General features: G+C 59.8%; 20 protein-coding genes and 1 pseudogene. 9 read left to right on the top strand and 12 right to left on the bottom strand.

Annotated features, from left to right (window positions below):
• Positions 1-71 precede the first annotated feature (71 nt).
• Entirely contained in the window at positions 72-1,187 is a 1,116-nt protein-coding gene (locus HQL44_09535; GenBank protein ID MBF0268823.1) for a hypothetical protein, read from the bottom strand.
• Between the two features lie 587 nt (positions 1,188-1,774).
• On the opposite strand from HQL44_09535, the gene HQL44_09530 reads away from it, so the two are divergent.
• The 3 genes from HQL44_09530 (at position 1,775) to HQL44_09520 (ending at position 4,380) form a co-directional block, all read left to right on the top strand.
• Positions 1,775-2,005 carry a ferrous iron transport protein A gene (locus HQL44_09530; GenBank protein MBF0268822.1) on the top strand — a complete coding sequence of 77 codons (231 nt, stop codon included), beginning with the start codon at positions 1,775-1,777 and terminating at the stop codon, positions 2,003-2,005.
• A gap of 93 nt (positions 2,006-2,098) precedes the next feature.
• Positions 2,099-4,213 carry a ferrous iron transport protein B gene (feoB, locus tag HQL44_09525; protein MBF0268821.1) on the top strand — a complete coding sequence of 705 codons (2,115 nt, stop codon included), beginning with the start codon at positions 2,099-2,101 and terminating at the stop codon, positions 4,211-4,213.
• A complete protein-coding gene (locus HQL44_09520) occupies positions 4,210-4,380 on the top strand; it encodes a hypothetical protein (GenBank protein MBF0268820.1) in 171 nt (56 codons plus the stop codon). Before feoB ends, HQL44_09520 begins: the two co-directional genes overlap by 4 nt.
• 129 nt (positions 4,381-4,509) lie before the next feature.
• Here the strand turns inward: HQL44_09520 and HQL44_09515 are convergent, their stop codons facing one another.
• Together HQL44_09515 and HQL44_09510 are read right to left on the bottom strand one after the other, a co-directional pair.
• The gene (locus tag HQL44_09515; GenBank protein MBF0268819.1) at positions 4,510-8,157 is read right to left on the bottom strand and encodes a response regulator; all 3,648 of its coding nucleotides are present in this window, start codon (positions 8,155-8,157) and stop codon (positions 4,510-4,512) included.
• Between the two features lie 159 nt (positions 8,158-8,316).
• Positions 8,317-9,534, bottom strand: a complete 1,218-nt coding sequence (locus HQL44_09510; protein MBF0268818.1) for a DUF445 domain-containing protein — start codon at positions 9,532-9,534, stop codon at positions 8,317-8,319.
• Positions 9,535-9,808: 274 nt separating this feature from the next.
• On the opposite strand from HQL44_09510, the gene mamC reads away from it, so the two are divergent.
• A complete protein-coding gene (gene mamC / locus HQL44_09505; GenBank protein ID MBF0268817.1) occupies positions 9,809-10,171 on the top strand; it encodes a magnetosome protein MamC in 363 nt (120 codons plus the stop codon).
• Positions 10,172-10,227: 56 nt separating this feature from the next.
• Here the strand turns inward: mamC and HQL44_09500 are convergent, their stop codons facing one another.
• The 3 genes from HQL44_09500 to HQL44_09490 form a co-directional block, all read right to left on the bottom strand.
• On the bottom strand, positions 10,228-11,130 hold the full coding sequence (locus HQL44_09500) for a response regulator transcription factor (protein MBF0268816.1): 903 nt from the start codon (positions 11,128-11,130) through the stop codon (positions 10,228-10,230).
• A 2-nt stretch (positions 11,131-11,132) separates the two neighbouring features.
• Positions 11,133-11,543, bottom strand: a complete 411-nt coding sequence (locus HQL44_09495; GenBank protein ID MBF0268815.1) for a PAS domain-containing protein — start codon at positions 11,541-11,543, stop codon at positions 11,133-11,135.
• A 156-nt stretch (positions 11,544-11,699) separates the two neighbouring features.
• On the bottom strand, positions 11,700-12,155 hold the full coding sequence (locus tag HQL44_09490; GenBank protein ID MBF0268814.1) for a hemerythrin family protein: 456 nt from the start codon (positions 12,153-12,155) through the stop codon (positions 11,700-11,702).
• A gap of 398 nt (positions 12,156-12,553) precedes the next feature.
• On the opposite strand from HQL44_09490, the gene HQL44_09485 reads away from it, so the two are divergent.
• The 4 genes from HQL44_09485 (at position 12,554) to HQL44_09470 (ending at position 16,029) form a co-directional block, all read left to right on the top strand.
• Positions 12,554-12,937: a magnetic particle specific iron-binding protein gene (locus HQL44_09485; protein MBF0268813.1), complete on the top strand. Its 384-nt coding sequence runs from the start codon at positions 12,554-12,556 to the stop codon at positions 12,935-12,937.
• A gap of 36 nt (positions 12,938-12,973) precedes the next feature.
• Positions 12,974-13,297 carry a hypothetical protein gene (locus tag HQL44_09480; GenBank protein MBF0268812.1) on the top strand — a complete coding sequence of 108 codons (324 nt, stop codon included), beginning with the start codon at positions 12,974-12,976 and terminating at the stop codon, positions 13,295-13,297.
• 479 nt (positions 13,298-13,776) lie between these two features.
• Entirely contained in the window at positions 13,777-14,565 is a 789-nt protein-coding gene (locus HQL44_09475; protein ID MBF0268811.1) for a hypothetical protein, read from the top strand.
• Positions 14,566-14,568: 3 nt separating this feature from the next.
• Complete coding sequence (locus HQL44_09470) at positions 14,569-16,029, top strand: hypothetical protein (protein MBF0268810.1); 1,461 nt, start codon at positions 14,569-14,571, stop codon at positions 16,027-16,029.
• 12 nt (positions 16,030-16,041) lie between these two features.
• Here the strand turns inward: HQL44_09470 and HQL44_09465 are convergent, their stop codons facing one another.
• From HQL44_09465 to HQL44_09455, 3 genes and pseudogenes are all read right to left on the bottom strand, one after another.
• Positions 16,042-17,010, bottom strand: a complete 969-nt coding sequence (locus HQL44_09465; GenBank protein MBF0268809.1) for a protein kinase family protein — start codon at positions 17,008-17,010, stop codon at positions 16,042-16,044.
• 7 nt (positions 17,011-17,017) lie between these two features.
• Positions 17,018-17,992, bottom strand: coding sequence for a hypothetical protein (locus HQL44_09460; GenBank protein ID MBF0268808.1), 975 nt, complete (start codon positions 17,990-17,992; stop codon positions 17,018-17,020).
• 86 nt (positions 17,993-18,078) lie between these two features.
• Positions 18,079-18,984 (bottom strand): annotated as a pseudogene (locus HQL44_09455) (hypothetical protein).
• A gap of 554 nt (positions 18,985-19,538) precedes the next feature.
• Here HQL44_09455 and HQL44_09450 point away from each other — a divergent pair.
• Positions 19,539-20,243 carry a hypothetical protein gene (locus tag HQL44_09450; GenBank protein MBF0268807.1) on the top strand — a complete coding sequence of 235 codons (705 nt, stop codon included), beginning with the start codon at positions 19,539-19,541 and terminating at the stop codon, positions 20,241-20,243.
• A 469-nt stretch (positions 20,244-20,712) separates the two neighbouring features.
• Here HQL44_09450 and HQL44_09445 read toward each other — a convergent pair whose 3' ends face one another.
• Genes HQL44_09445 through HQL44_09435 form a run of 3 tightly spaced genes read right to left on the bottom strand, consistent with a single transcriptional unit; the run spans position 20,713 to position 25,857 of the window.
• Positions 20,713-21,492 (bottom strand): hypothetical protein, encoded by a 780-nt coding sequence (locus HQL44_09445; GenBank protein ID MBF0268806.1) that lies wholly within the window; start codon positions 21,490-21,492, stop codon positions 20,713-20,715.
• Between the two features lies 1 nt (position 21,493).
• Positions 21,494-22,414: an HNH endonuclease gene (locus HQL44_09440; protein MBF0268805.1), complete on the bottom strand. Its 921-nt coding sequence runs from the start codon at positions 22,412-22,414 to the stop codon at positions 21,494-21,496.
• Between the two features lie 2 nt (positions 22,415-22,416).
• Positions 22,417-25,857: a type I restriction endonuclease subunit R gene (locus HQL44_09435; protein ID MBF0268804.1), complete on the bottom strand. Its 3,441-nt coding sequence runs from the start codon at positions 25,855-25,857 to the stop codon at positions 22,417-22,419.
• Between the last annotated feature and the right edge of the window lie 18 nt (positions 25,858-25,875).

The raw sequence follows: 25,875 nt of genomic DNA, 5'->3' as shown, positions 1-25,875 counted from the left end.
GTGTCCAGCCTTCCATCTTAGATGAGAATGACACACACTCCCGTCTCTTTCCGCCCATCAGAAACCGGGCGTCACTTTCGTGCGCCCGACTTGCGCCTGAAGAGCGATGAGGCCCCCTTCACACCCGAACCAAACAGACTGATCATGCCGCCCAGCAGATCCTCGACTGGAATTTCCTTGCGGTCCGGCTCGCGAAAAGTTGAATCGGGCTTAGGCGGCGATTTAGCGGTTATTGGCTTTGGGGCGGGATCGGGTGCAGGCGCATGGATGGGCGCCGCCGGCTTGGCGTTGGCCAGCAGATCGGCCAGCAAAGCAGGAGCCTTCTCGGCCTGCCGCTCCGGTTCGTCAAGCGGTTTCGGAACGTCCGAAACCGTCTCTTCAAAGGGCTTTTCAGCCGCCAAAGAGGCCTCAGACGGTTCGGAGAAAGGGCTGAGGTCAGTCGCCTCCTCCTCCTGGCTTGCCATCGAGGCGGCTTGCAGCGCGACCTGAGGCGGGCTGGGGGCCTTCGCCGCCTCCGCGGGTGCTTCTTCGTCGGGCGCAATCTCCTCGGCCTCCGGTTCGGGAGGGGGGGGAGCCGCATCGGCAGAGACTTTCTGCGAGATGAGTTCCTGAAGAGGGGTCGAGACCCGCTTGTCGGACAGCAAATCTCCCAACAAGTCGGGCTCCTGCTTGGGCTCTTGCACTTCGGGAGACGGCAAGACGGGGCGCATCCGCTGCAACCAGGGCTGGCTTTCCAGCAGCGTCTGCCAGGAGGGCGCCGGGGAAGGCGCCTCAGGTGCTGGGGAATGGGGAAGAACCGGCTTATCCTCCTCGGCCATCTTTTCTTCGAATTCTTCCGTCGCAGGCGCCACCTGGGACCACAGGGCCACCGGAGGAGGCGGCTCCTTGACCGCCGATGCGGGTCTGGCCAGCCGCGATGCCGCCTTCTTCGCCCAGGGCGCTTCCTCCATGAGCGAGAGAATATCCCGGCTGGGTGGCGAAGTTTTGAGTGCGGCAGGCGCACCCTCGACCATTGGCGCACCCTGCGCCATCTCTGTCACCGCCTGCCCCGCCGGGGATTTTCCCCCGTTGACCGCGCCGCGCCCCTCGCCTTGCGTCCTTGCCGCCATAAACCCCTTGTTCTGCCCCATCTCGGCCAACATGGACGCCAGTAACTTGGGCGCCGGAGCCGACTCCTGGACCGGCATCCGGGGCGCCTGTCTTTGCAAAGCCGACTCCGCTGGCGCCGCCGAGGGCGTTTGCCGCTTCGAGGCCGACTCATGGACCGGCTCGGAAGCCGACTGCTTTTTCGGCGCCGATGGCCGGGCCGGCTTCTTCGGGGCTTGCCGCTTTTTTTCCTTAACCATTCACTCGCTCCAGATTAACGCTGAATCGCGCTGACGCAGTCTTGCAAACTCTTCGAGGTAAGGCCAAAGCGCCCATTTCCCACAATAAACACCAATTTCCCGCCCTGTGGAGGAGAAGAGGGCCTGCGCCTGATTTGCCTCAATGCTAACAGGAAACATCGGGAAATGTTAGGGGCTTCAGGGGGGCAGCGAGGCTGGTTGCGAATGACTTTTAATTTGACTTGTATCTGAGAGGGGCTGTAAATTAACGGGGTGTGCAGGCACCTTTGCCTCTCATCTCGGTACAGAATTGAGGATGCCTGCGGACAAACTCCCGCAAAGCGCTTCCTTTGTAATGAGTTCGGCAAGCATGGCGGATTGGAAAAATTAGGATCTGTCCAAGTAAAGGCAGATCTCAAGCAAGTGAGGTCGAGATGCAGAATTCTCAGATGGAAGCAGTAACACTGGCCGATCTTGGCCCCGGGCAAAGCGGTTGCGTGGTCAAGATCGCCGATGACGCCTTGGGCCATAATCTGGCGGCGATGGGACTGGTCAGAGGGGCGACGGTCAGTCTTAACCGCACGGCCCCCATGGGCAATCCACGTATTTACGCCATCAAGGGATACCAACTCAGCCTTCGCAACGAAGATGCGCGCAAGGTTTTGTTGCGCCTTAGCTGATAGGCCAAATTTCCTTGGTTTCCGGGCTTGCGCGAGGATGCCCGTCTTCGTGCGCCGTGGGATGTGGATACAAAAATGACGCATGACGTAAAGATCAAGACCCTGACCGTGGCCCTGACCGGCAACCCGAATTCCGGCAAAACCACCATCTTCAATAAGCTAGCCAATGCGCGCGAGAGCGTGGGCAATTATCCACGCGTGACCATTGCGCCGCGCGAACTCATGATCGAGCATCGAGGCCGCCAAATCATGCTGGTCGACCTGCCCGGCATCTATTCCCTGTCGGCCCGAACGCCTGAAGAGCAGGCCGGGCGCGACTATATTCATTTCAAGCGACCGGATGTCGTCATCAACGTCCTCGATTCCGGCAATCTCGACCGTAGCCTGTTCCTGACCACCCAGTTGATCGAAATGGGCTGCCCGCGAATCCATGCCCTCAACATGTTCGACGAAGCCAGACGCAAGGGTATCTCGATCGACACCACCGCCCTGGTCTCGATGCTGGGAGGCCCCGTTATCGAAACGGTGGCAACGACGGACGAGGGGCTGGAACGCCTGCTCGACGCCGCCTTGGAGATTGCCGACCCCGCCACCCCGCCCCATCCCAGCGTTTCGGTGGGTTATGACGCCCATCTCGAAGCGGCGATTGAACGCGTCCGCGCCCGGATTACCGAATTGCACCCCCAGGAGATGTCGGCCCAGCAAAGCCGCTGGCTGGCCATCAAGCTGCTGGAGGGCGATGACGAAATCCTGACCCGCGAGGGCGAGCATAAGGAACTGATCGAACAAGTCGGGAAGGAACGCTCCACCTTCAAGCAGCATCACGACGAGAGTTGCGAACTGGCCTTCGCCGCGGGTCGCTACGGTTTCATTCACGGGCTTTTGATGGAGGCCAGGACGGTTTCCGCAGAAATCCCCGACGAAGCCATGCTGCACACCAGGGTCGACGATATCCTTCTGCACCGCTGGCTTGGCCTGCCCATTCTGCTGGGCCTGATGTGGGTGATGTTCGAAACGACCTTTACCCTGGGCGCCTATCCGACCGACATCATCAAGTCGGGCGTTGATGCCCTCAGCGGCTTTCTTGGCGGAATCCTTCCAGACAGCATGATCAAGGACCTGCTGCTGAATGGCGTTCTGGCCGGTGTGGGCGGCACCATCGTTTTCCTGCCCAACGTGGTTATTCTCTTCTTCTTTCTCGCCCTGTTCAGCGAGACGGGGTACATCGCCAGGGGCGCCTTTCTGCTCGACCGGCTGATGCATCTCTTCGGGCTGCACGGCAAGGCGCTGATCCCCCTGATCATGGGCTATGGCTGCAACGCGCCCGCCATCATGGCGACCCGGACCATCGAGGGCAGAAGGTCGCGCATCATCACCTCGCTGGTGACGCCCTTCATGTGCTGCTCGGCCCGATTGCCCGTCATGATGCTGTTTGCGGGCGCCTTCTTCTCGGCGCATGCCGGATCCATGGTCTTCGCCATGTATCTGCTCAGCATCGTGACCGCGCTGGGCTCGGCCATTCTGTTCAGCAAGACGGTGCTGCGGTCCATGCCGGAACCGTTCGTCATGGAATTGCCGCCCTACCGCCTGCCCTCGATCCGCGCCGTGCTGTTCCATATGTGGGAAAATGCGGCGGGCTTTTTTCAAAAGGTGGGCAGCGTCATCCTGGTGGGCTCGGTCGTCATCTGGTTCCTGCAGGAGTTTCCGCGCGAAATCACCTTCAGCCAGGATTATGAGGCCGCCCTGACGGAGTTGTCAGCGCAACCGGCCAGCGACGAACGCGCGGCGACGGAAGAGAGGCTGACCGCCGAACGCGATCGCGAAAAACTGGAAAAAAGCTATCTCGGCCGCATAGGCATCGCCGTGGCTCCCGTCTTCGAGCCGATGGGCTTTGGCTGGAAGGACACCGTGGCCATTCTGACCGGCGTGGTGGCCAAGGAAGCCGTCGTCGCCAGTTATGCCGTTCTCTATGCCCAATCGAAGGAATCGGAAGGCCTGATGAGCGCCATCAGCGGGACCATGAATCCGGCCCAGGCCTTTGCCTTCATGGTGTTCGCCCTGCTATACCTGCCTTGCTTGGCCACCATCGGCGCCATCCGTCGAGAAGCCGGCAGTTGGAAATGGGTCGGATTCTCGGTAGCCTATTCCTTGGGGTTGGCCTGGTCGCTTGCCCTGATCATCGTCAACCTTGGAAAGGTGCTGCTATGACCAGTGAAGCGGCGTGGGACATTTCCGCAATCATCGCTGTGGGTGTCGTGGTGGCGGCGATCGTCGTCCGACATTTCAAGCGCATCTTCTCCAAGTCCGGCTCGGCCTCCTGCAGCGGAGGCTGCTGCGGCACCGGTGGCAAAAAGCCGCCGGACGGCTGCTCGTAATTTACCAAGGCACTTCTCTCTTCCCATGCTCGCCGGAACGCCCAAAACCAGCATGGTCAAGGTGGCCTTGTTCCTGCTGTTGCTTGGACTGGCCGTTGGCATGGTCGAATTGATCGACCATTTTTCAGGTCAATCGAGCAAGGAAGGACGAGCCTCAACTCCCAACACCCATTTCTGAATCACCGCATAAAGCTGGTCGGGATCGACCGGCTTGAAGATGGCGTCGTTCAATCCGAACTGAATGAACTTTTCCTGCTCGTCCTTCCAATCCTCGCCGGTCATGGCGATGATGGGCAAACGGGCGAAGCGTTGGTCAAGGCGGATGCGACGCGCCGCTTCGATGGCACCCATCGTCGGCATCAAGACATCCATCAGCACGATCTGGTAGTCGTTGGACAAAACCATCTCGACAGCCACGGCGCCATTCTCAGCGGTATCGACATTCATGCCCACCGCCTCCAGCATGTCCCTGGCCACCAGTTGGTCGGTAGGGCTGTCCTCCACCAGCAAGACTCTGGTGCCGCTTAGGCTCGACGGATCAAGCTGCGCCGAGCTGGATGGCTGGGCACTTGCCTGCATCGAAAGCCCAAGCACCTGCGCCAGCACTTCGTGCAGACGGTGGCGCAAAACAGGCTTTCCAAGATGCGGCGTCTCGCTTTCGGGCAGATGACCGTCCGACATCAAGACGAGATGCGGAAACTTGCCGTTTCCGAACTTGCTGCGGATTCGGATGATGGCTTCGAAACCCTCGATATCCTTCATCCCCTGATCGATAAAAACAACGTCGAACGGCTTGTCCGACGCCAAGGCAATCGTGATGGTTTCCAGCGCAGCCTTGCCGGAAGGCAGCCGCTCGACCTCGCCTCCCAGTTCTGAAAGCATTAAAGCCAGAGCTTCGCTTGCGCTGGGATTATCGTCCACCACCAGCATCCTGCGCCCTCCGAGGCGTATTGGAGAAGCCTGTTCCCTGGCTTTTGCCATGCCCATGGGCAGGGTAAACCAGATTGTGCTTTTCTTTCCGGCTGTCGCTGTCGCTGCCCCCGCCTCCCCTCCCAGCAGAATCACCAGAGGCCTGAAGAGGGAACCGCCCGCCCCCGTCTCCATATCCATGACCGTTCCATCTTCCAACCCGCTTGATTCGCCGCAGGTTCCGCTGAAATCGACGGTGAAGCGAAGCTGCGGGCGATCCCCGCTTGTCCCGTCCAGGGCGACCTGGAGAACGATTTCGCCCGACTCGGTGCATCTGGCCGCCTGGCTCAGGCTGCCCAGCAGAAGTCTGCCCAGGCGCCTGGCGTCCCCGACCACAAGGCGCGGCACCTCCGGCGAGATGCGAACCACCAGTTCTACCCCCTTGACGTTGGACAGATCCGCCGCCAAAGCAACCGCCTCGCCAATCAGCCGTTCCAGATCGAAGCGTTCCCAGGCAGGGGCTAGCTGCCCTGTCTGCAAGCCGGGCATGTCCATAAGGCCGCCCGTAACGGCCAGCAGCCGCTTGGCCGTCTTCTTCATCGTTTGAACGACATCTCTTCCTGGCGCCATCTCCTTTCGGGCCAGGGCCAGATGCGCCAGATCCAGGATACTGTATAGCTGCGTATGGATGTCGCGCCCGGCCGCCTTCAGGAAATCCATCATGGCCGTCGAAAGGACTTCGATCTTTTCCTGGGCGGCATCAAGCGAAGCTTCCGCCCTCTTCAGGTCCGTTAGGTCTTGTATCGATATCATGATCAGGGCGGTTCCACCGATCTGAGCGGCGCATCCACTCACCAATATGTCAGCCTCGCGGGCATCGTCGCAGAGCAGCGTCATTTCGAACGAGCCGGGAGTATTCCTCAACGCCGCCAGTTTCTCCCGGGCCTCTTGAGCTGATGGCTCTGGGCACCAATCGGTCAGGCGCCGCCCAAGCGCCGTTTCGCCAGGCAGGCCGGTCAATTCAAGAAAGGCCGCCCCGCAAGCCACCAATCTGCCTTCGCCGTCCAAGATAATTGCAGCAATGCCTGGTATGTTCAGCAAGGCGTGGTTGCGCTCCTCCAACTCCTCGAGGCGGGTTAGAAAAAGCTGCCTTTCGATCTGGGCGTTCCTAGTCTCGGTGACATCGCGGACGCTGCCGCGATAGCCTGCGAATTGCCCGCTGGCATTGAAGAGCGGCTCGCCGCCTAAGCAAAAGGTTCGCGTGGCGCCGCGCCGGTCTTGAAGTGAGAATTCAAAGCCTGCAATTTTGCGATAGGCCAGAAAATCGTCAAGCAATCCCGTCAAGGCCTCTTGCGCGGATGTGCCCGTCACCGCCTCGACATGGCGGCCCAGGACAGTGCGCGGATCTTGCCCCGTCAACGCCTGAAAAGTTTGCGACAGCCATGTAAAGCAGTAGTCCGGCCCCATCTCCCAGTGCCAAGTCAGCGATCCTTCTGACAGAAGGGCGATCCGCGCTTCCAGAATCTGCTGGGCCTCGGCGTATTTTCGACTTTCGCTGATATCGGCCAGACGCATCAAGGCGCCGCCGCCACCGGACAAAGGCAGGATATCCAATCGGCGCCAGACTTTCGCCGCCTCTCCGCCCTGCGTCGGATAATCGACGGACTGGCCAGACGAGCGGCCCCAGGCCACCTCAACGATGGCTTGGCCCAGCGCGTCATCAGCCTGAGGCGCCGCTTCGCCAAGGGCGCCAAGGGCGGGATTCTCCTGCGCCAGGACTTGCCAGGCCGGATTGGCATAGACGATCTTGCCATCCAGACCGGCAACAGCAACCCCTTCGGTCAGGCTATCCAGAGTCTTGTGGAAGCGCTCTGGTCCCGCCTTGGGCAAAGGCGCCTCTTTCCCGCGCTGGGCAGGGCGTTGGCCCGCCCCCCAGCCCACAACGCCCAGCAGACCGGAGAGCAGCAGGCCGACAAGAATCTCCGGGAGCATATCCTGGCCGAGAATATCCAACATATCTCTGACCGGAATGCCGACAGCGACGATCAGGGGATAGTCCATCAAGGACCTGTAGGCGATCACGCGCCCGCCTTCCTTTTCGTCGAAGAACTGCCCAGACGGATTTTGAGTCAGTTGCGCAAATAATAGCCCGTCTTGAATCGGCGTATCTATGATGGCCGCGTTAAGATCAAGGCCTGCGCGCAGATAGCTGTCGCGCCCGGCCACGCTGGCCGTTCCGGCTGGGCCGACATCAACGGATTTGAAGAACTCCGACAGAAGATGAGACTCGGCCGACAGCAGCAAAACTCCGGCGAAACCGCCATCGGCCTTGCGCAGACGGCGCGAGAAGGGCACGGACAGGCGTAAGGTGGTGGCATCGGCCAGAGTGCGGCCGATGAAAAGCTTGTCGGAATCGCCGTTTTTGTGCGCCTTGAAAAAGTCCTGATCGCTGACATTGGCCTTGACCAACAGCGGCCCGCCGCTGCTTTGCCTGACCAGCCCGTCTTCGCCGATGACCACCACCTGCGAGGCCAGGCCTTGTATGGCCTGCAACTGCTCAAGCTCGACTTCGACGTCAAATCCCTTTCCCTGCGTTCGCTCGTAAGACTGCCTAACATGCAAAAGCGACAGATCGAGATTGCCGATGGTTCGGGCAATGTTTTCCTCGAAGGCAATCGACAAATTCTGTGCCAGATGGGCCGCTTTTCCAGCCGCATCCTGGCCCATCCTGTCCGCCCGCCAGACCAGGGCTCCCCAGATCAGCGCGAAAGCCAGCCCAAGGCAGAGGGCAAGCCGAAGGCTGCCCCTGCGGGCCTGGGCTGTTATCGTATCGCTGGCTTGAAGGGGCTCGGCGCCGCTTGAACCCATTCTTGAAGGAACGGTCATCATCTTTTCTGGAAACTTCCCCGCGCTGCCCATCCCCCATACGGGAGAAAAGCCATCGTTGCAACAACCTGAACGCTTGCTCTTGCCCAATCATAGCCAAGTGGGCGGACGGCGCAAGGCGCCAGTCGGGGCTGAAAGCGCTCAGGGCTTGAGGACAGCGCCGATCAGATAAATGACCAAGCCAACGCAGCCGCCCACCAGCGTTCCGTTGATGCGAATATATTGCAAATCCTTGCCGACGCGGGCTTCAAGCCGGTTTACCAGCGTTTCCGTGGGCCAGCGCATGACCATTCCGGCGATGAAGGAGCCGATCATCTCGCGGCGCGGCACCATGAACTGTTCGATGGCGCGCTTGAGCCACCGGCTGGCCGTTTCACGAAACGTAATGTCTGCGGCGGTGCGCTCGCCCAGGGAACGCAAGGAATCCTCAATGGTTCCGCGAAGCCCCCTGCCGCTTTCCGCCGCACTTGTGGCAAGCTGATCGTGCAATTCGTTCCACAAGTCGTCCAGATACGTCTCAATGGCCGGATCGTTCAGGATCTGGGTTTTGACAGCATGAATTCGTTCCTCGAACTCAGGGGTGGCGTCCAGACGATGAATGAACTCCCGGGTCGCCTTTTCAAATTCTGCGCGCCAGGGATGATCCAAAGAGCGCAACTCGACCAACGCCTCGTTAAGCCCTGCGGCGATCTGGTCCGACAGGGATTCCTCAAGCCACAAAGGCAGCCAACTGCTTTTTGCAGCCACCTTCTTGCGGATAAAACCGCGCTTGGCGCGCAGGAGGTCGCCCAGGGCCTGTAAGGCCTCGTTCAGAAGCGACTGGTGATATCCCTGGGCCACAGCCACGGAAAGAAGGCTTGACAGCAAGGGGGCGGTGATGACTTTGCCGATGCCCTTTCGAAACATCGAATTCACCGTCTTGCGCAAATGCTCTCTTTGAATAACTTCCAAGACGGGCGGCAGCAGCACCATCAGCCGTTCCGCAAGCAGGCTTGCATTCTCTGGTGCTGACAACCAGCGGCCCAGGCGGCCCACGACATCAAGTTCCTCAAGGCGGCGCGCCACCGCTTGCGAGGCCAGAAAGTTGGTCGAGACGAAACGTCCGATGGCGGCGGCGATCCGCTTGTGATTGCGGGGAATAACCGCGGTATGGGGAATTGGTATGCCCAGGGGGTGGCGAAACAGGGCGACGACGGCAAACCAGTCGGCAATGGCGCCCACCATGGCCGCCTCGGAAAAGGCGCGGACGATGCCCAGCCAGGGCCAGCGTTCTTCCCCCAGAGCGGCCATCAGAAAAATCACGGCGACAAGACACAGCAAACCGGTTGCCAGCCTGCGCATACGACGGACGTCACGCATGGGGTCGACACCCAAACGCTCCGGTGCCGACAGGTCTTCCTCCGCCTCTGCTTCCAAATTCGGCATCAGGGTCTACACTCCTCTCCCCCAACAGGGTCAGCGTAAATGCTGACGGGGCGATTCACCAAGCGGAAGCTGTTCTCTGTTAGGACTTTTCAGCCACCTTCGCCCATGCTAGAGTTCCAACCGTCCCTGACGGACCTGCCTTCAGCTCGTTGTGCTATTTACGGGCTGTTGCATAAGGTGACGTCTTTTAATTTATAAGGAATTGATCATGCCCTTTCATCTGGCGCCTTATCTGGCTAAATCGCTTCCCGGTGTCGGCGTTCTTGGCGGAATCGTTGGCGGGGCGGCTGCTCTGGCAAAGAATCTCCACTTACTGCAGGCCGGAAAAGTCAGCAGCAAGGAAGCAGCTATCGATACTGGCAAGGAAACGGTTGGCGCCGGCTTGGCGACGGCCCTCAGCGCTGCCGTGGCCGGTGCCGTCGGCGGCGGCTTGGTGGTGTCGCTGGGCGTTGCCGTTGCTGCGGGCATCGCAGGCAAATATGCCTGGGACCGGGCCGTCGAATATACCGAGGCCCAGATTGCGGCACGCACATCCGGTGCGGATGACGAGGCGATCGAAGACATCGCCTGACCGGCTCAGCCACGCACTCATGAAGAGCGGCCCCTCGTCAGGGGCCGTTTTTCGTTTCAGCTCTCGGGCGGCGGGTCACCGGCAGGTCTCGACCACAAGGCCTCGAGGCGGCCCGCGTCGGCCTGCATCTCGGCAATCAGTTGCTGCTCCGGGGGTGTCTGCGCGCGCTGAACCGTTTCTGCCCTCTCCTTGAGTTTGCGGCAGACCGTATAGAATTCCTCGTTCTCCACGTCATTGGCCCAATTGGTCAGCCTGTCGCACGCGAAAACCAAATGCATGGCGATCTGCGAAAGCGGATGCAGGACATCTTCCTTTCCCGCCTCGGGCAGGATGCGCTTAGCCAGCCAGCCGATCTGATAAATTAAACGTTCGGCTCGTATCTTTTTGACAATTTCCCAACTTGTGGAAACAGCCTTCATGTGAAGCTCGTCATCGGTCCGGCCATATGCCCTGTTTTTCAAGCTGCTGGGAACCTGTATTTCAGGAACCAGCATGGCTCCCTGGCGCGGCTCGGTTCTCCGCTCAGGCCCGATATAGTTCTGTGTTACCACGAAGGGTCTGCGGCTTTCGATCAGCAGATTGATCCGCGCGTGCAGAACCTGAACCGAGATGGGCCTGATGAGAACGGCATCGGCGCCCGCATTGACAAGGAGGCGGGCCATATCCGGATGAGGGGGATCGGCAATCAGGATCACGTTGACGAAGGGGTCCTTGCTAAGCCTATGCTCTCGAACCAGCCGGACGATTCCCAAGACGTCCGAGTCCTCCATATTCGCGTCGAGAACGACAAGATCGAAAGGCTGCTCTCCCAGCAGTTCGTGCGAACGCAACGCCGAGGCGCTATCTTGTATGCCGCGCAGGCCGTGGCGGAACAAGGATGTGCGCAGGCTGCTGCGCACATTGGGATTGGCCTCTCCCAGCAACATGCGAATCGCAGCAAGGCTGAAGCTCAGACTCATGTCTAGATATGCCGCGTCTTGAAGTGCCGATAGATTTTCATCTCCTGCATGAGGGCCAGTAAGATCATCTTCTCCTGATAGCGGTAGCGCGTGACCATGCACTCCACATGCAGCACGCCCTGGTAATGCGCCAAATCATGCTCGCCCAGCAGCAGGCGCTTTTCCAGCGCGTAGGTTTGCTGCCCCTCGTCCGTCAGCGTCGAAAAAGCCGCGCGCTCGCTTTCACGGTCGTCTGGGTGCGAAAGCTCGAAATAGTTTGCCTGCAAAAGCTGGCCGCCCCGACATCCCAGCAAGCGCTCTAAATTGACGTTGGCCCGCAGAATTCGTCCGCATTCGTCAAAAAGCGCAACAGCAACCTCGGCTTGGCCCAGATACGCTGCGACAAGATCGCCAAGTGACTTGGCCGTGTGCATTTAGCGCCAAACTCCACAACAGATAGGAACGCATCCATATCGGGGGATATTACGCAAGATCAGGCGATTACTCTGGCGATCCCCGCCCCCAAGTCTAATCATTTTTGAATCGGGGTACCAGGGCCAAGACTTATGCCCCCAGCCTGAATCGGACCTCTAGATGTGAGACGGTGCCTTGATGGACACGCCGGGAAATTTATCCGCGGCTTCGATTGCAGCCTTGCTGCCTCGAACCGAAGAAGCCATCTGAACATCAACCTGCGTGATATGCGACAGCAGCCAGTCGAAGATGAAGTCGAATGTCGCCTTCTCGAAGATGAAGTCCGCATTCCCCAGCAACTGACTATGGATATTCTGTATGATCTGCTCGAACGCCTCATGCTCCTTGCGATGCGATTCAAGCCCGGCAAAGGAGCAGGCCGCCATGGCGCTTTCTTCGCGCCTGAAGTGAATCGAAACATAATCGACCAGGGAATCGAAAACGGACACCAGGGTTCTGTGCGGAAAGGAATAGTCGCCCATTTCCTGCAAATCCGATACCCAGGCCACAATATCCCGATGGTCCTCGTCAATCGAAGGCACACCGACTTCCAGCAGGGCATCCCATTTCATGTCTCACCTAACCCCAGGCCCTTAGGCCCGATAATCTCATTCCCGTCGCGATGTCGCTAACTGCAAGCTGGCGACCGTTCGCGCCCAATCGGTGCATTGCCAGAAATTATACCAGAAGCCGGACGGTTGCTGCAGGTAATTTCGCCTGTGGCCAAAAACGCCAACCCCAGGATAGGGCCCCCGTCCGCCCGGTTCTCGTCACAAAATCCATATCTGATCGGTAGTTAGTATTTTTCCTATGTGTCAGGGTTGCTCGATTGTCCAGGCCGTGCTATCAGGGCATGGCTGATATGATAAGCTTGTTGGCATTATCCTTAGGGGAGAAACGAGAGATGATCACACCTGCCGTAAATTGCCCACCCATCGCTCAGGGCGTTTCTCCCGCGGTGCCCGCCGCCATGGCAGGAGAGATCGAGAATGAAGCCGTGGCCGCCAAGGCGACCGGGGCCAAGGGTGCCGTCGCAAAGGGCGGGGCAGCAAAGGCGGCTGCCGGAGCCGGACAGGCCAAGGGACTGGGTGTTGCCTTGAAGACGGGAGCCGGGCAAACTGCGGCGGCGAAAGGTACCGCTGGTCTTGCTGCCAAATCGGCCGTTGGCGCGGCGGGCGGAACCGCCGTTGCCGGAAAGGGGCTGGGCCTAGGCCTCGGTTTGGGTCTGGGCGCTTGGGGCCCCATCTTCCTGGGTCTTGCCGCTGCCGCCGCCGCTTATGCCTATCTGCGCAGCCGCAAGGCCGAACAGGAACAGTCCGACGAGGAAATCGAGCTGCGCCAAGCCATGGCTTGAGTTGCAGAGACGCCTAACAGCAGGGGATAGAGGATCATGACGGAAGCATTCGTACTGGCGCCAAGGGAAGTGAAGAGCAAGCTTCTTGCCGCCCTCAGCTATTTGGGAATCTTGTGCTTTGTTCCGCTTCTGGTTTCGCGCGACGACGAGTTTGTCTCTTTTCATGCCAAGCAGGGACTGGTCATCTGGATGTGGGGCGCTTTGGCGATTTTCGCCCTTCACGTTCCGCTTCTGGGCAAGTGGGTCTTCGGGCTTTCCACCATGGCCGTCGTGGCCTTTTCGGCGCTGGGCCTGCTGTCCGTGGTTTTCGGAAGGGCCTGGGAACTGCCGCTGATCAGCTACGTCTCGGCACGCATCTAGTGCGCGATCGTTTTAATCCGAGTCACTTTGTGGCACGGATTAAAATGTTAATCCGCTCTAAGGCGTTCCCAACAAATCGGAAAGGCGCCGAAGCCCCCTCCTTAAGGGGCTTGGTGACTTTTCCTTTGGCTGGCACATGAGCGGCTTCGCTTATGGCTCTTATCCCTTCGCCCGTGTTATAACCCTCGGGCAAGGTGGCTGGAATGACAGAGACACTCGATAAAACCGCCTCATCTCCCAGCCGGGCATCGCGCACCGATGCCCGGGCAGGAGAACGGCCCAGAAGGAAGTCCGGCGGCGGATCGGGACGCCTTGTCCTCATCGTCCTTTTTCTGATGCTGATGGGGGGGGCTGCCGCTTGGACGGAAATTCGCCCCTATGCGGAGCCCCTCTTGGGCTGGCTTTCCGCTTCATCTTTTTCCCTTGCTAGGCCCGTCCAAACCTTGCCGCCGCCTGAAGCATCTTCTGAGCGCGCCGCCATGCTTGAGGCTGCCCTGTCCTCGGCGGCCATCCGGCTTGAACAGGCCGAGCAGCGGCTGGCTTTGGTCGAGGCGCAGTTGAGGCAGGCGACACGGCAGCGCACTCAAGAGGATAGCAAGGAATTGCCACCAAAGCCCCTGGCCGCCCTGGCGCCGGCTTTGCCTGCAGACAAGGCTTTCCAGGCTGGTGGGGCAGAGATGCCCGCAAATGTTGCCAGCCCGGCGGAAAAGCCGGATGACTTGCGCAAAAGGCAGGGTGAGCGCGTGGCGAGGGGATCGCTGCTCCTGCTGGCCGCCCGCCAGTTGCGGGAATCCGTCGACAGGGGGACGCCTTTCGAGACCGAATTGCAGGTCGCGCGCTCGCTGGGTCCGAGCAAATTCGCCAATGCGCTTGAATTTCTGGCCCCGCTTTCGCAGACGGGAATTCCCACCCGCGCTGTGCTGATGGAACGCTACAAGCCAAGCGCATCCGCAGCCTTGGCGGCCAATTCGCAACTGGGCAGCAACTGGCTGGAGGGCCGCGTCTCCCAGATATTCTCTTCCGCCATCACCGTGCGCAGGACCGATGGCAGCGGCGACGGCAACGGCGACGCCCTCAGGCGCGCTGAAAAGCTGATGGCAGAGGGCGATCTGATCGGCTGCGTCGATGCCCTCAGGCTGCTTCAGGGGCCTGCGGCCAATGCAATGCTGCCCTGGATGCAAGCAGCGGTGACGCGAATCAATGCCGACAGAGCGCTTTCGGAAATTCTCTCGGCAGCCATCACGGCCGCCAATGAAAGCGGCGACTGATCCATGCTCTTCCGATTGATCCTGCTGCTGATTCTCTCCGGCTTGGTTGCCGCAGCAACCCTCTGGCTGGTTGCCAATCCTGGCGCCATCAGCATCGATTGGATGGGCTGGCAGGTCGAGACGACCATGCTGGTGCTGCTGCTATTTCTGCTCGCTCTGTTCTTGTTAATTTCCTTCACCTCCTCGCTCTTCCGTTTTGTCTTCTCCTTGGGCAAAATGCGCAGCCGCGCTTTGTTGGCCAGGCGCGTCAAGGATCAGGACGCGGGTCTGGCGGCACTGATCGGCGCTCTCGAGGCCGCTTCGGTCGGCCAGATTCGCGAAGGACGGCGTCTCGCCGGACAGGCAGCTCAATTGCTGCAAAGCCGGGAGTTGGCCAAGCTCTTGGCTTCGTTCATGCCGCTTCCGCCCGCCGATGTGGGAGAGCCTTCGCTGGACGACGGTGCAGCGAGGGAGTCCGTGCGGGCCAAGGAGGATAGCTCCTGGTGGCGAAAACTGCAGGGAAATGCCCCACCCCGCCCCTCAAGGGGCAGGCTGGCAGCGCGTCATTTGTCGCCTGCTGACTTTTCAGCCCCCGAGCCTTCGCCAAAGCCAGTGAAGCGCGAACCGCAGGATGTTCCTTCCGAAGCGCCGCCAGCACCGGAAATGCTGGTTGTCGATACAACGAGGCTGACCGAACTGGTGCGGGAGGAAAATTGGGATGGCGCCCAGGACGTGATCGCTTCGGCCATTCCGCAGAAGGGCAAAGTGCCGGATGCCGCTTTGCGCTTGAAGGCAGGCATCACTCTGGCGCAGGCCATGGCCTCGCAGACCGCCGACCCGGGGCGAGCCCTGGCCCTGGCCAAAGAGGCGGCGGCACAACACGAGTCATCGGCCTTCATTCCCGCGACTCTTTTCATGGCCGAAATCCTGTCCAGCCAAGGCAAGCCTGACGAGCTGGGCAATTTGTTGAAGGACGCTTGCCACAGGCATCCGGCCTATCCCCTTCTGGAACGCCAGGAGGAGCTGGCGCATGGTGCGACGGCAGAGGATCGTCTCAAGCGCATCGAAGATCTCGTTCAGAAAGGCCCAGGAGACCCGCAGAGCGAACTGGCTCTGGGCGAGGCTGCCTGCCATGCCAAGGTCTGGGGGCGGGCCAGACGACATCTGATCGCGGCGGTGAAGTCCGAACCCTCGGCGAAAGCTTATGCCCTGCTGGCTCAAATCGAAGAGCAGGAGACCGGCGACGCGACGGCTGTCGGCAGATGGCGTCACAAGTCCGAGCATGCAGCCAAGGATTACGGCTGGCATTGCGGGCATTGCAAGGCGTCTTTATCAGCCTGGACTGTGTTATGTCCCGCCTGCTCTGGCTTGGGCGATGTGACATGGGGGCTTTTCGAAAAACCAAAACCCACGGATGACATTCCAAGCGAAGCCGAGCTTGCAGAGAACCAAGACGCCGAGGCGCCGCCTCTGGCCGAGGCCTGACGGCCTGCCCGTTTACGAAAAGAACGATAGAATTCCTGTATGCCGCGACTGGGCTGGGGTGGCATCGAGCTTGGTGGCCGTCTTCAGCATGGCGGCTAGACCCGGAACGCTGATTGCACGGGACTTGGAAGCCTTGACCAGGGCCTCAGTCCAATCGCGCACGAAGATATCCGGGCTTTTGGACAGACGAGCGACCAAGGAAGCGCTTTCCGGCGTCAGAAAATGCTCGCGGCTAAAGATCAGATTCTCGCCGTTGTGATACTGCGCGAACAGTTCCGGTTCGAAAACAAGGGCGCGCAGCGAGAGCAGAATGACCAGCATGGAAAAATGGTCGATGGTCTCGTCGAAATGCTTGGTGTTGCGCAGCGGATGCTGAAAATTGACGCTGCCCAAAACCGGCGAGGAAAGCCCCTTCAGCTTGGGTAGATACATCGAATCGTAATCGAGCAGTTTCAGCTTGCCCTCGGTCGAGCTTACGAAAACATTGTCGTGCTTCAAATCGCCATGCGCGATGCCGCGCTTGAGCAGGTCTTGGCACAAGCGGCTCCAGGCGATGGTCAGACCAGCCAGGGCCTGGCGCTTTTTTGCCGCGCACAAGGCCTCGGTCATAGCCCCCAGGCTTCTGCCCTCAAGCCAGGGCATGGTAGCCACGGGATAATCCCGATGAGGAGCGGTCGTGGAGGTTATGAAGATTTCCTCGGGATGAAATTTCATCGGCAGGAAATAGGGCGACTGGGCGGTTCGGATGAAATCGGCCACGACCTGATAGCGCCGGGTCAGATGGGCGATATCGCGGGTAAAGCATTTCAGGGCCAACACTTGGCCCTTTGCGTCTTGCACCTTGAAGACGCCTGCGAAATTTCCCGCCAGCAAAATGGGGGCGTTCCTGGAATCGCGCAAGGGCGAGATGTCCAGAGAGACGAAGCGTCCCTTCGGATTGACCACGGCATGCTTATAGTCATTGATCAGAGGATAGGTCATTGTAGGTTCATCCTGTTGAGCCCCTGAGGGGCTGTCTTGTGCCCGATCCTGCCATCTGCGGGGGCTCGGTCGTGTCGATGTCGATCAGCAACAAAGTCGCATCGTCATTTGCCAAAAGCCCTTCCCTGTGGCGGGCGCGGACATAGGCCAAGAAAGCCTGGTCCGATTTCAGGGCTTGGCGCAAGGCGTCCAGAACCCTGGCGAAGGGCTCCTGCGCCTGTTTGCGCTGGGCGCGAATGGCATCGCCAAGTTTGCTGTCGCCCTCGGCAAGACGCGAGAACGCCTCGGCCATTTTCGAATTGCTCGCGCCTGGCGCATGCAAGGCGAGATAGCGCAGCAGAAGATATTGCCCGATCCCGTCGGAGGCCACGGCGATCGTGGCGCGGGCAGGCAGCGTTACCACCCTGGTTGACAGCTTGGCCTTGTCGGGCAGGTCCTTCCAATTGAGCAGGGCGGGTGTCCGGCCCAAGTCGGAAAGGGTTGAGGGATAGCTTGTCGTCAGAACGGGGCGGGGTCCCGCTCGGTCGAACACCATGATCTGGCTGTCGCCATAGCCCAGCCAGCGCATCACCGCCCGGCCGCGCAGGAAGCTCAGCCAGCAGGCGGCCAGCGTGGCGCACGAACCTTCCTTGACGAACTTGGCATGCTTGACCGGCTGGCTTTTCGCCCGCTGGGCATAATCGCTGCGAAAGGAGAGACAGAAGCCGTCCAGCCAGCGATTAAGCTCGTTTATTCCGGCAATGGGCCTTCCCGGCAAACGGCTGACCAGCGTTTCGGCCCAGGCCCCGCAAAACATCCCCGTGCCGCCTGCGCCGTCGGAAACAGCCGCCAGCAGGCCGCCTCTGGACCTATGCAGACGAAACTTGTCTTCGTTCTGCCGCCAGACAACCTGATCACCGCTGGAAAAGCTGTCGTTACGAGGTTTGGCGACAGAGCGTCCCCTGGCCGAGCAACTCGGCCAGGAAGTCTGCCCGGAAATCACGATGCCTTGTCCAGCAGTTCCGATTCCGCGAAGTCGCCATCGTCATAACTGTCGCCCGCGATGTCCGAAGCCGAAGACAGCTCGCCTGGCGAGAAGGGCTCGACCAGAGAGGAACGTGCGGGCTGAACATTGATGGCTTGACGCGTTCCGATGTCCAGCAAGGTCAGCAGGGCCACCGCATTGGCGTTATAGGCCATGCCCTTGAGGCGCGCATCGGGTGCTAGCGTCCGGTCGTGAACTTCCTCGATCACCGCCCGATGACGGGGCGACAATTCGCTCGATATCTCGAAAAGCAATCTGGCATAGGCGTCATTGGGCAACTCATCGGGCGTGGAGGGAAACAAGACCGACGCTTCGTCGCCGCCTGAAATATGGCAATTGATCAGCAGGACCTTGCCATCGCTGGTGCCGAGATTGGTCAGATTCCTGGCCGTCCTCAGCAGTTCCTGGTCGCTGTTGACGTCATTGGCCATGCCGTCGGTGATGTTGATGACGACGGGCGGAAACGAATCGGGGTTCCAGGCGATCCATTCGGCCAGCGTCGCCTGGGCCAGCAAAAAGGTTGCGTTCATCGGGGTGCTGTCAACGCCGATGGGGTCGATCCAGCGCGAAACGGCGACCCGCTCGTGAATGATCTGGCCGCGCACTTCCGTCGCGATATCCATCTCTACGATCTCGGCATTCTCCGCCACCTCGGTAATAGGCACCAGTTTGCGGCCCGCCAGATTGTTGCGCCAGCAGAATTCAGGGCGCCGCGTCTTGCCGTAACCGATGATGCCGACATCGAAATAGTCGCGCACCCCCTCGTCGCGCATGCAGCGATTAATCAGTTCTTCCAGCGTGCCGTTGAGGGCATTGGCCACCGCCTCGGCGCGGGTCAGGGCGTTGCCCGCAGGGTCGATGCCGAAAGGCTTGTTCATGGAGCGCGACTGATCGACCAGAAACAGGAAAACCCCCCGGCTGTCACGGCTGATTTCTTTCGAGTAGGCCACTTCTCCCCTCCCCAAGTCAAGAATTGAATTTCAGCGTCAGAGATTATCACAATCTCTACATATGCACAAAAATATATTCCAAACCCACTATTTTTTTGAAATCTTGCGGCGACGAGATGCATCAGAGCAAGTCATGGGGAAAGATCATTTGCAAAGCGGCCAAATCGCGGGATAATCCATTGACGTTGGAGCGTTGGGGTCTTTATCGATCTCGTGATCGGGGGCGATTGGCCTTTCTTCCGCCTAGGGGGGGGCCAAAGAAGGGGCGCCTTTCGGGCCGGGGTGTGTGCGCTTGCTTTCAGTAACCTGCGGAGTTTACCATGCATGACAAGTCGAAAAAGTCGCTCCTGTCCTTCAATGGAAAGAACAGAAGCGTTTTCATGGCGATTTCAGCGCTCTGGCTGTTTGTTTGCGCGGCTTATATTTCTGTATACAGCGGCTGGGAAAATATTATGTATTTGATGCCGCATGAGTTCTTTATTATTCTGCTTGTCGTTGCATTGCCTCTGATTTTTTTTGGTCTTGTCATTGTCATCACGCAGGTAACCATCCGCGTGGATAGTCTGCGGACGGATGTCGGCCAACTGTCCCAGCACGACGGTATTGCCACCGAGGCACTTGCCCTGATCAGCCAGACCATTCGGGAAAGCCGCGAAGCCCAGATCGAGGCGCAGGAGAAGGCTGCCACCCTGCTGGTCGACGCCACGCGCGATAGTCGTCAAGCCATCATCGAGGAATTGCGCTCGCAAGGCGGCATGTCGCGGGACATCTCGCGCGAGTTGGCCCTGTCGGCCCAAAAGCTGGCGCCGGTCGTTGCCAGCGATTCCGTACAAAGCATCGACCGCATGCGCTCGCTGGCCGAGTTGCTGACGCTGGCGCTCAACGATCTTAGCATGACGGCCACGCAGTTGCTGACCGATCTGCTGTCCAGTGTCCAAGACGACAAGGAAACCGTCAGGAAGTTCATCTCGACCCTGACCGACGCTTATTTCGCCGGCGATAGAAACGTCTTCTTCCGCTGCCTGGCCCTTGAGATCAAGTCCCATGCGGACAAGTTTCGCGAAATGGCGACCGGTTCCGACACCGTCGCTCGGCGAGTCTCGAAAATTCTTCGCGAGGCGGGAGAAATCAAGACCCTTGTCGCACAGTGCAACCCCAACGACCTCATTCGCATCGTTTTCGAAGACGGCGATCTTTGGGACCTGGAGAAAATTCTCGTTGCCCATTTCTCGGACGACGGTTCCTTGAAGAATCCGTAATCGCAGGTCCTGAGGATAGGGCGTCGGGACCTGACGGACGACGGGTCGGTGAAGGGTAATGGTTGGGACTGGCTTGACTTCTTGCGAGACGGACCATGTGGAACTTTCAACTGCTACCAGCTGCCAATCTCCCGGCACGCAGAGAAGGTTCAATTCCAGCAACCTTCCCTCCGCCAATATCTTTTTCCAGACATTCTCTGGCCTGCCCGTGGGGGCCTGAAAAGCTCAGCATTGGCACAGTTTCTGGGTTGTGGCCGTTGACCTTGGCGGGTCAGTTCGGCCCCGTTTTCTCCCAAAATCCCTTCTCTGTGGCCCGTTTTCTCCAAAGGCTGTTGACCTTGTCGGAAAGGTACATGATTTGTATTTCGTGTAAATTCAATATGTTACGTGGCGCAAAGCTGTTGACCTTTTCGCCAATTTAGGCGGGCGCGAAAAGAGTCTGGGCGCGAATTCAACGGTCAATATCCGATCAGGTTACACCCAAAATCCAGCCCTCTACCTGGGCAACAGCGCGTTCGGGCGGGTTAAGGGCTGGATTAAAAAGCTCAGCAAGGGTGCCGTTGCGGTCGGCGTGCGACAGCCTGGCGGCGATGGTGAAGGCGTCGTGCTGGTCGGGTGTGCGGTCCTCGCAGGCAAAGCTGCGGTTCCACAGCGCGGGATAGACCTCAGCAATGGCGGAACGCCCGGCCGGGATTTCCCAGCCGTCAAACGGCCAGAAATGGACGCGGGCACCAAAGTGTCGTCGGATGAAGCGCAGCCAGGGAATCCCGGCATGGGTGGACTTGGCAACCGATCCCTGCACGTCGAAATGAAAAACCGATTTGGCTCCGCCGGCCCGTTCCTCGGTCAAGCGCCTCCAGCGAGCGTTGCCCTGGCGGGATGCCCCGTCTCCGACCGCGCCATGGCGAACGAAATCGACGTAGATGTCCTCGTCGGTTGGCCAATGTCGCTGGAAATCTTCGAGAAAGGTCGGCCAGTCGGGGGGAAGCTGATGAACCTCGAAATAGCGTAGCGGGAACGAGAAGCCGTGATCGATGCCGACCAACGTGGGCACGTCTCTGGCCAGCGTCTCCACCAGCCATTCGGCGATACCGCGCCGCGTCCAGTATTTCCTGGGGGATGGCGGCGGCGGCACCTCGGTCGGAACCGCATCTCCCTCGGCTTGATAGACGCGCAAGCCCTTCAGGCTGGCGGAGGGCGTCTCTGCGCCGGAATAGTCGATGCCGATAAAGCGGAAAAAGGCAGGCATCTTACCCCCTGTAACAATTCTCGTTATGCCACGCCAAGGAAAGGGGATCAGGGCGCTGACTTGCGTCCTGAGGCATGTCAATCAAATTGCCGTGAAGGGCGTAATAGTGTTTGCCGTTATCGAATTCTTCCCGAATGCGCCGACTGACCTCGAAGTGATGATTGGGCGTAACGGTTACATAGCCAGCGTCGAACAGGCTGTGAATGTCGCGCCGCAGCAGAAGACCATTCCGCGCCTCATGATCTCCGCCATCGCCATAAGGGCGGATGTGCGCGGCTTCAAGCGCCGGGAGAGTGCGCTCTTGGGTCACCGCGCAGCGCCGGTGATAAATATCCGTCACCAACACCCGGAACGCGCCTTGTCCAAGCCGAGGTCGGATAAGGTGGGGTTCGCCGAAACGGGCTGGTGCCTCGGCCAAGCCTGGAACCGGCGGACGGGTCAAACGGTCGTTAATCGTTTCCCATAACTCCAATCCTTCGGCGTTGTTCGTATTGTATGTCTTGAACGAGACAATATTCGGCGCCCAGCTTGGCGGCACGGCAATCCAGTCGCGTTCCTCGAAGAAAAATGGCTGGGTCAGGATACGGCAGCCGATCTCGAAATCGCTTCTGTCGCTCGGATCCGCCTTGCGATAACGGGCGATACGAGTACGCATTTCCTGCGCCGATCGCGCCCCATTCGCTTCGCGAAACGCCTCCCAGGCGAGGGAACAGGGCAGCGCGTTGGCGTAAGCGAAGATGCCGCCCCCGACAATGAAATTGCGCGGCGCGTGAAGTTTAAACAGGAACATATCACCAGGCTGAAGGGCGCGGAAATTTGCCGCCGATGGCGCCCAGAAATTTACCTCGCTCAGATTCGCTTGCTGGCGCAGCGTCTCAAACCAGTCTCCGTCGGTTACAGCAATGACGAGATTGATGCCCATGGTCATGCCGCCCTGGCGAAACTACCGTTCATCGCCTGCTGCCAGACATGGGCATAGACGTTTCCGGCGACGAGTTTCTTTTCCTCGGGCGTGAAGGGCGGAGTCGGAAGGCTGGCGAACACTTTGTCCAGGATGAAGACCTCAACATCCGCCTTGGTCTGCTCCTTCTCCCAGAACCGATCGAGTTCCGCCAGCCGCACCTTAACCGAAGCGAGCAAGTCGCGGCTGGCCTGCTTCACCCGTTCGCGGGCAGTCTTATCAAGACCATCCTTCTGAAGCAGATCGAACAAGGCCAGTTCGTCCTCGCCCAAGCCCTCCCTGGTAGCTCGCATCTGCTCCTCGTCCAGGCTGTTGACGAGTTCCATAAGTCGCCGAAAGGTCTCCTCGATGGTCGTTCTGTCTTTCTCCGAATTGTAGTCGGCGACGATCTCCTCGTATTTCACTTGGTAGTCCATGCGCATAGGATTGCGCGCTAGCATCGCCGCCAGCTTTGCCTCGACGATGTCCCGAATGTCCTGAAGCGCTGTCGCCTTGCGCCTGACCTTCTTGGCAAACTCGTCGCGCAACCGCTCCAGGTTAATCTGGCTGAGATCGAAGATCAGGCCCTCGGCCTGATCGTCGCCGACCTCGTCGGTTCGAATCGCCTCGTTGACGATTCGGTGTAATTCTTTCAGCAACTCGGTCACGTCCGCCGTGTCGCGGCGCTCGCTCAGCTTCTTGTAAATGGCTTCAATATTGTCGTGACGCTCGGCATAGGCGAAGGCCGACGGCTCCATCAGCAGGGCCTTGAAGCGGATAAACACCTGTCGCGCCAGGATCTCAAATCGCCGCTTGGCTTCGTCGGTGGTGTAAACGGCCTCGACCGCGTCAGCGAGCCCCTTGATGCAGGCAAATCCCTTTGTGCCGATCAGCGTTGTGGGATCAAAGCCCAGGCTGCGCAGATGGGATTCGGTCGCCTCGATAGCTTCCAAGAGGGCCTGCACCCGTTCCTCGATCGGCGCCACGACCTCCTCTTCCCCCGTTCCATCGTCACCCAGCGCATATTGCGCCAGCGCCTCCCGCAGGCTCTTCAGCATGCCGTTGTAATCGACGATCAGACCGAAATCCTTGCCGGGATAGACCCGGTTGGCCCGCGCGATAGCCTGCATCAGGGTGTGCGCCTTCATCGGCTTGTCGATGTAGAGCGTGGACAGGCATTCCACGTCGAAGCCGGTCAGCCACATGGCGCAGACGATGGCCACGCGGAACGGGTGCTTGGGGTTCTTGAAGGCGGTTTCGACATCGACCCGCTGGCCGTCGGCGGTGCCGAAGCCCTGTTTCATCAGGGCGCGGTGCGGGATGATGTCGAAGCCCCATTTCTGGAAATCGGCGACCTCGTTCTGCGCCTCGCTGATGATGATCTCGACGATCGTCTCGTCCAGCCAGTCCGCCTGCGCATTGAGCCTATCCGCCGCTTCGGTCAGGGCCGCGCGCATGCCTTGGTCGGCGGTCGCCGCCGCTTCGGATTTCTTGGCGGCGGCCGCGGCCCGAACCTGTTTCGCCTTGGCCTGCCAGCGCGGCACGATCCGTTGAACCATGCGGGCGCAGGTGATCTTGTCGATGCAGACAAACAGCGCCTTGCCGGATTCCCAGCGGGTGGCGCAATGTTCGACGAAATCCGCCGCGATCTTGTCGAGCCGTTCGTCGGCGGTGACGACCTCGTAATCCTTGCCCAGCAGCTTTTCCAGTAGCGCCGTTTGGTCGGGGTCAAGGTCCGCCTGTTCAACTTTTTCCGCGATGCGGTCGTTCAAATCGAGGCGGGCCACGCCCAGCTTCTCGCCCCGGTTTTCGTAGACCAGCTTGACGGTGGCGCCGTCTTCTTCCGAGCGCTTGAAGTCGTAGCACGAGACGTAATCGCCGAAGATGCGCTTGGTGATCTCGTCCTGTTTGAACAGGGGCGTTCCGGTGAAACCGATGAAGGCGGCGTTGGGCAAAGCCAAGCGCATATTGCGGGCCAACCGGCCGGCCTGGGTTCGGTGCGCCTCGTCGGAAATCACGATGATGTCGTCGCGCAGGCTGTAAGGCTGATCCGGCTTCACATCCTGATTGAAGCGATGGATCAAGCTGAAAACATAGGGGTGATTTTCCTTCAGCGACTTTTCAAGATCGCGGCCGGTCTCGGCGCGGGCGGCCTTGTCATTGACGATCCCGCAACCGACGAAAGTCCCGTAAATTTGGCTGTCAAGATCAAGACGATCAGTCATCAGCAGGAAGGTGAAATTGCCCGGCACCTTGCGGCGCACCTTCTCAGCGAAAAAGGCCATGGAATAGGACTTGCCGCTGCCCTGGGTGTGCCAGAACACCCCCAACCGACCGAGATCTGGGTGCGCCCGTTCGATGATCTCCACCGGACCTTCGGGGATGAAGGACGGCAGCGCGGGCATACCCTCCTGGTCCGAAGTCGCAAGCCGCTTCTGGTCGGCGATGGCGCGGCTTTCCAGCGGCAGCTCGATCACGCGATGTCGGAGCCGCGTTTCCGGTGGGAATTCGCGCTTCAGCTCCTCCTGATAGGCAACTGAGACCACCGCACGATTGACGCCGAGAACCTGATGGTTGCGCGCCACCACCTTGCGGGTCGCGCCAGCCTTGCTTTCGTCAAACAGGATGAAATTCTCGACGACATCCAGCAGCCGGTCATGGGCCAGCATGCCGTTCAGCAGAACTTCGGCATCCACCCGCCCCTTGTCGGTCTCGTCCAGGCGCTTCCATTCGTAGAAATGCTCCCAGGCGCTGGTGATCGAGCCATAGCGGGCACGATCACCGTTAGAGACGATCAGGAAGGCGTTGTGATGGAAGGCATGGGCGATGACGTTCTCGTCCATGTAATCCTTCAAGTTGCCGTCGAAGCCGGCACGGATGTTCTTATAGACGGCCTTCAACTCGATGAAGACCAGCGGCAGGCCGTTGACGAAACAGACCAGATCGGCGCGGCGGTTGTAATTCGGCGTGCGCAGGCCGGTCAGCTTCAGTTCGCGCACGGCGAGGAAGCGATTCGAGGGCGTGCCATTGGGCAAGGGCCTATTGTCAAAATCGATCACGCGGGCGCGGGCCTCACGCAGGCGACCCGAGGCATCGCGGTAATGGACAGGAACGCCCCCCCGGATCAGCCGGAAGAAATCCTGGTTGTGCTGGACCATCGAGCGGCTGAAATCCTGGACGGTCAGCGCCCGCAGGGCCTCATCAATGGCGGAGGCCGGCAGATCGGGATTGAGCCGCACCAGAGCGGCGCGCAGATCGCGGGTCAGCACCGCCTCGCTGGTGCTGGTCCGTCCCAGCGTGCCACCCGGCCCGAAGGTCTCGTCGTTCCAGGCGTAGACGGAGTCCCAGCCCAACACCTTTTCCAGATGCTCTGCGAAGGTCGCCTGCACCAGCCGGTCCTCGCTGTTGATGCCGGTCACCGCCATGTCGTCAGTGCTCCGGAT

The organism is Alphaproteobacteria bacterium (genome assembly GCA_015231795.1).
Lineage (GTDB): Bacteria > Pseudomonadota > Alphaproteobacteria > Rhodospirillales > WMHbin7 > WMHbin7.
The sequence above is the reverse complement of the archived record's forward strand: the minus strand, read 5'-3'. Positions and strand labels throughout refer to the sequence as shown.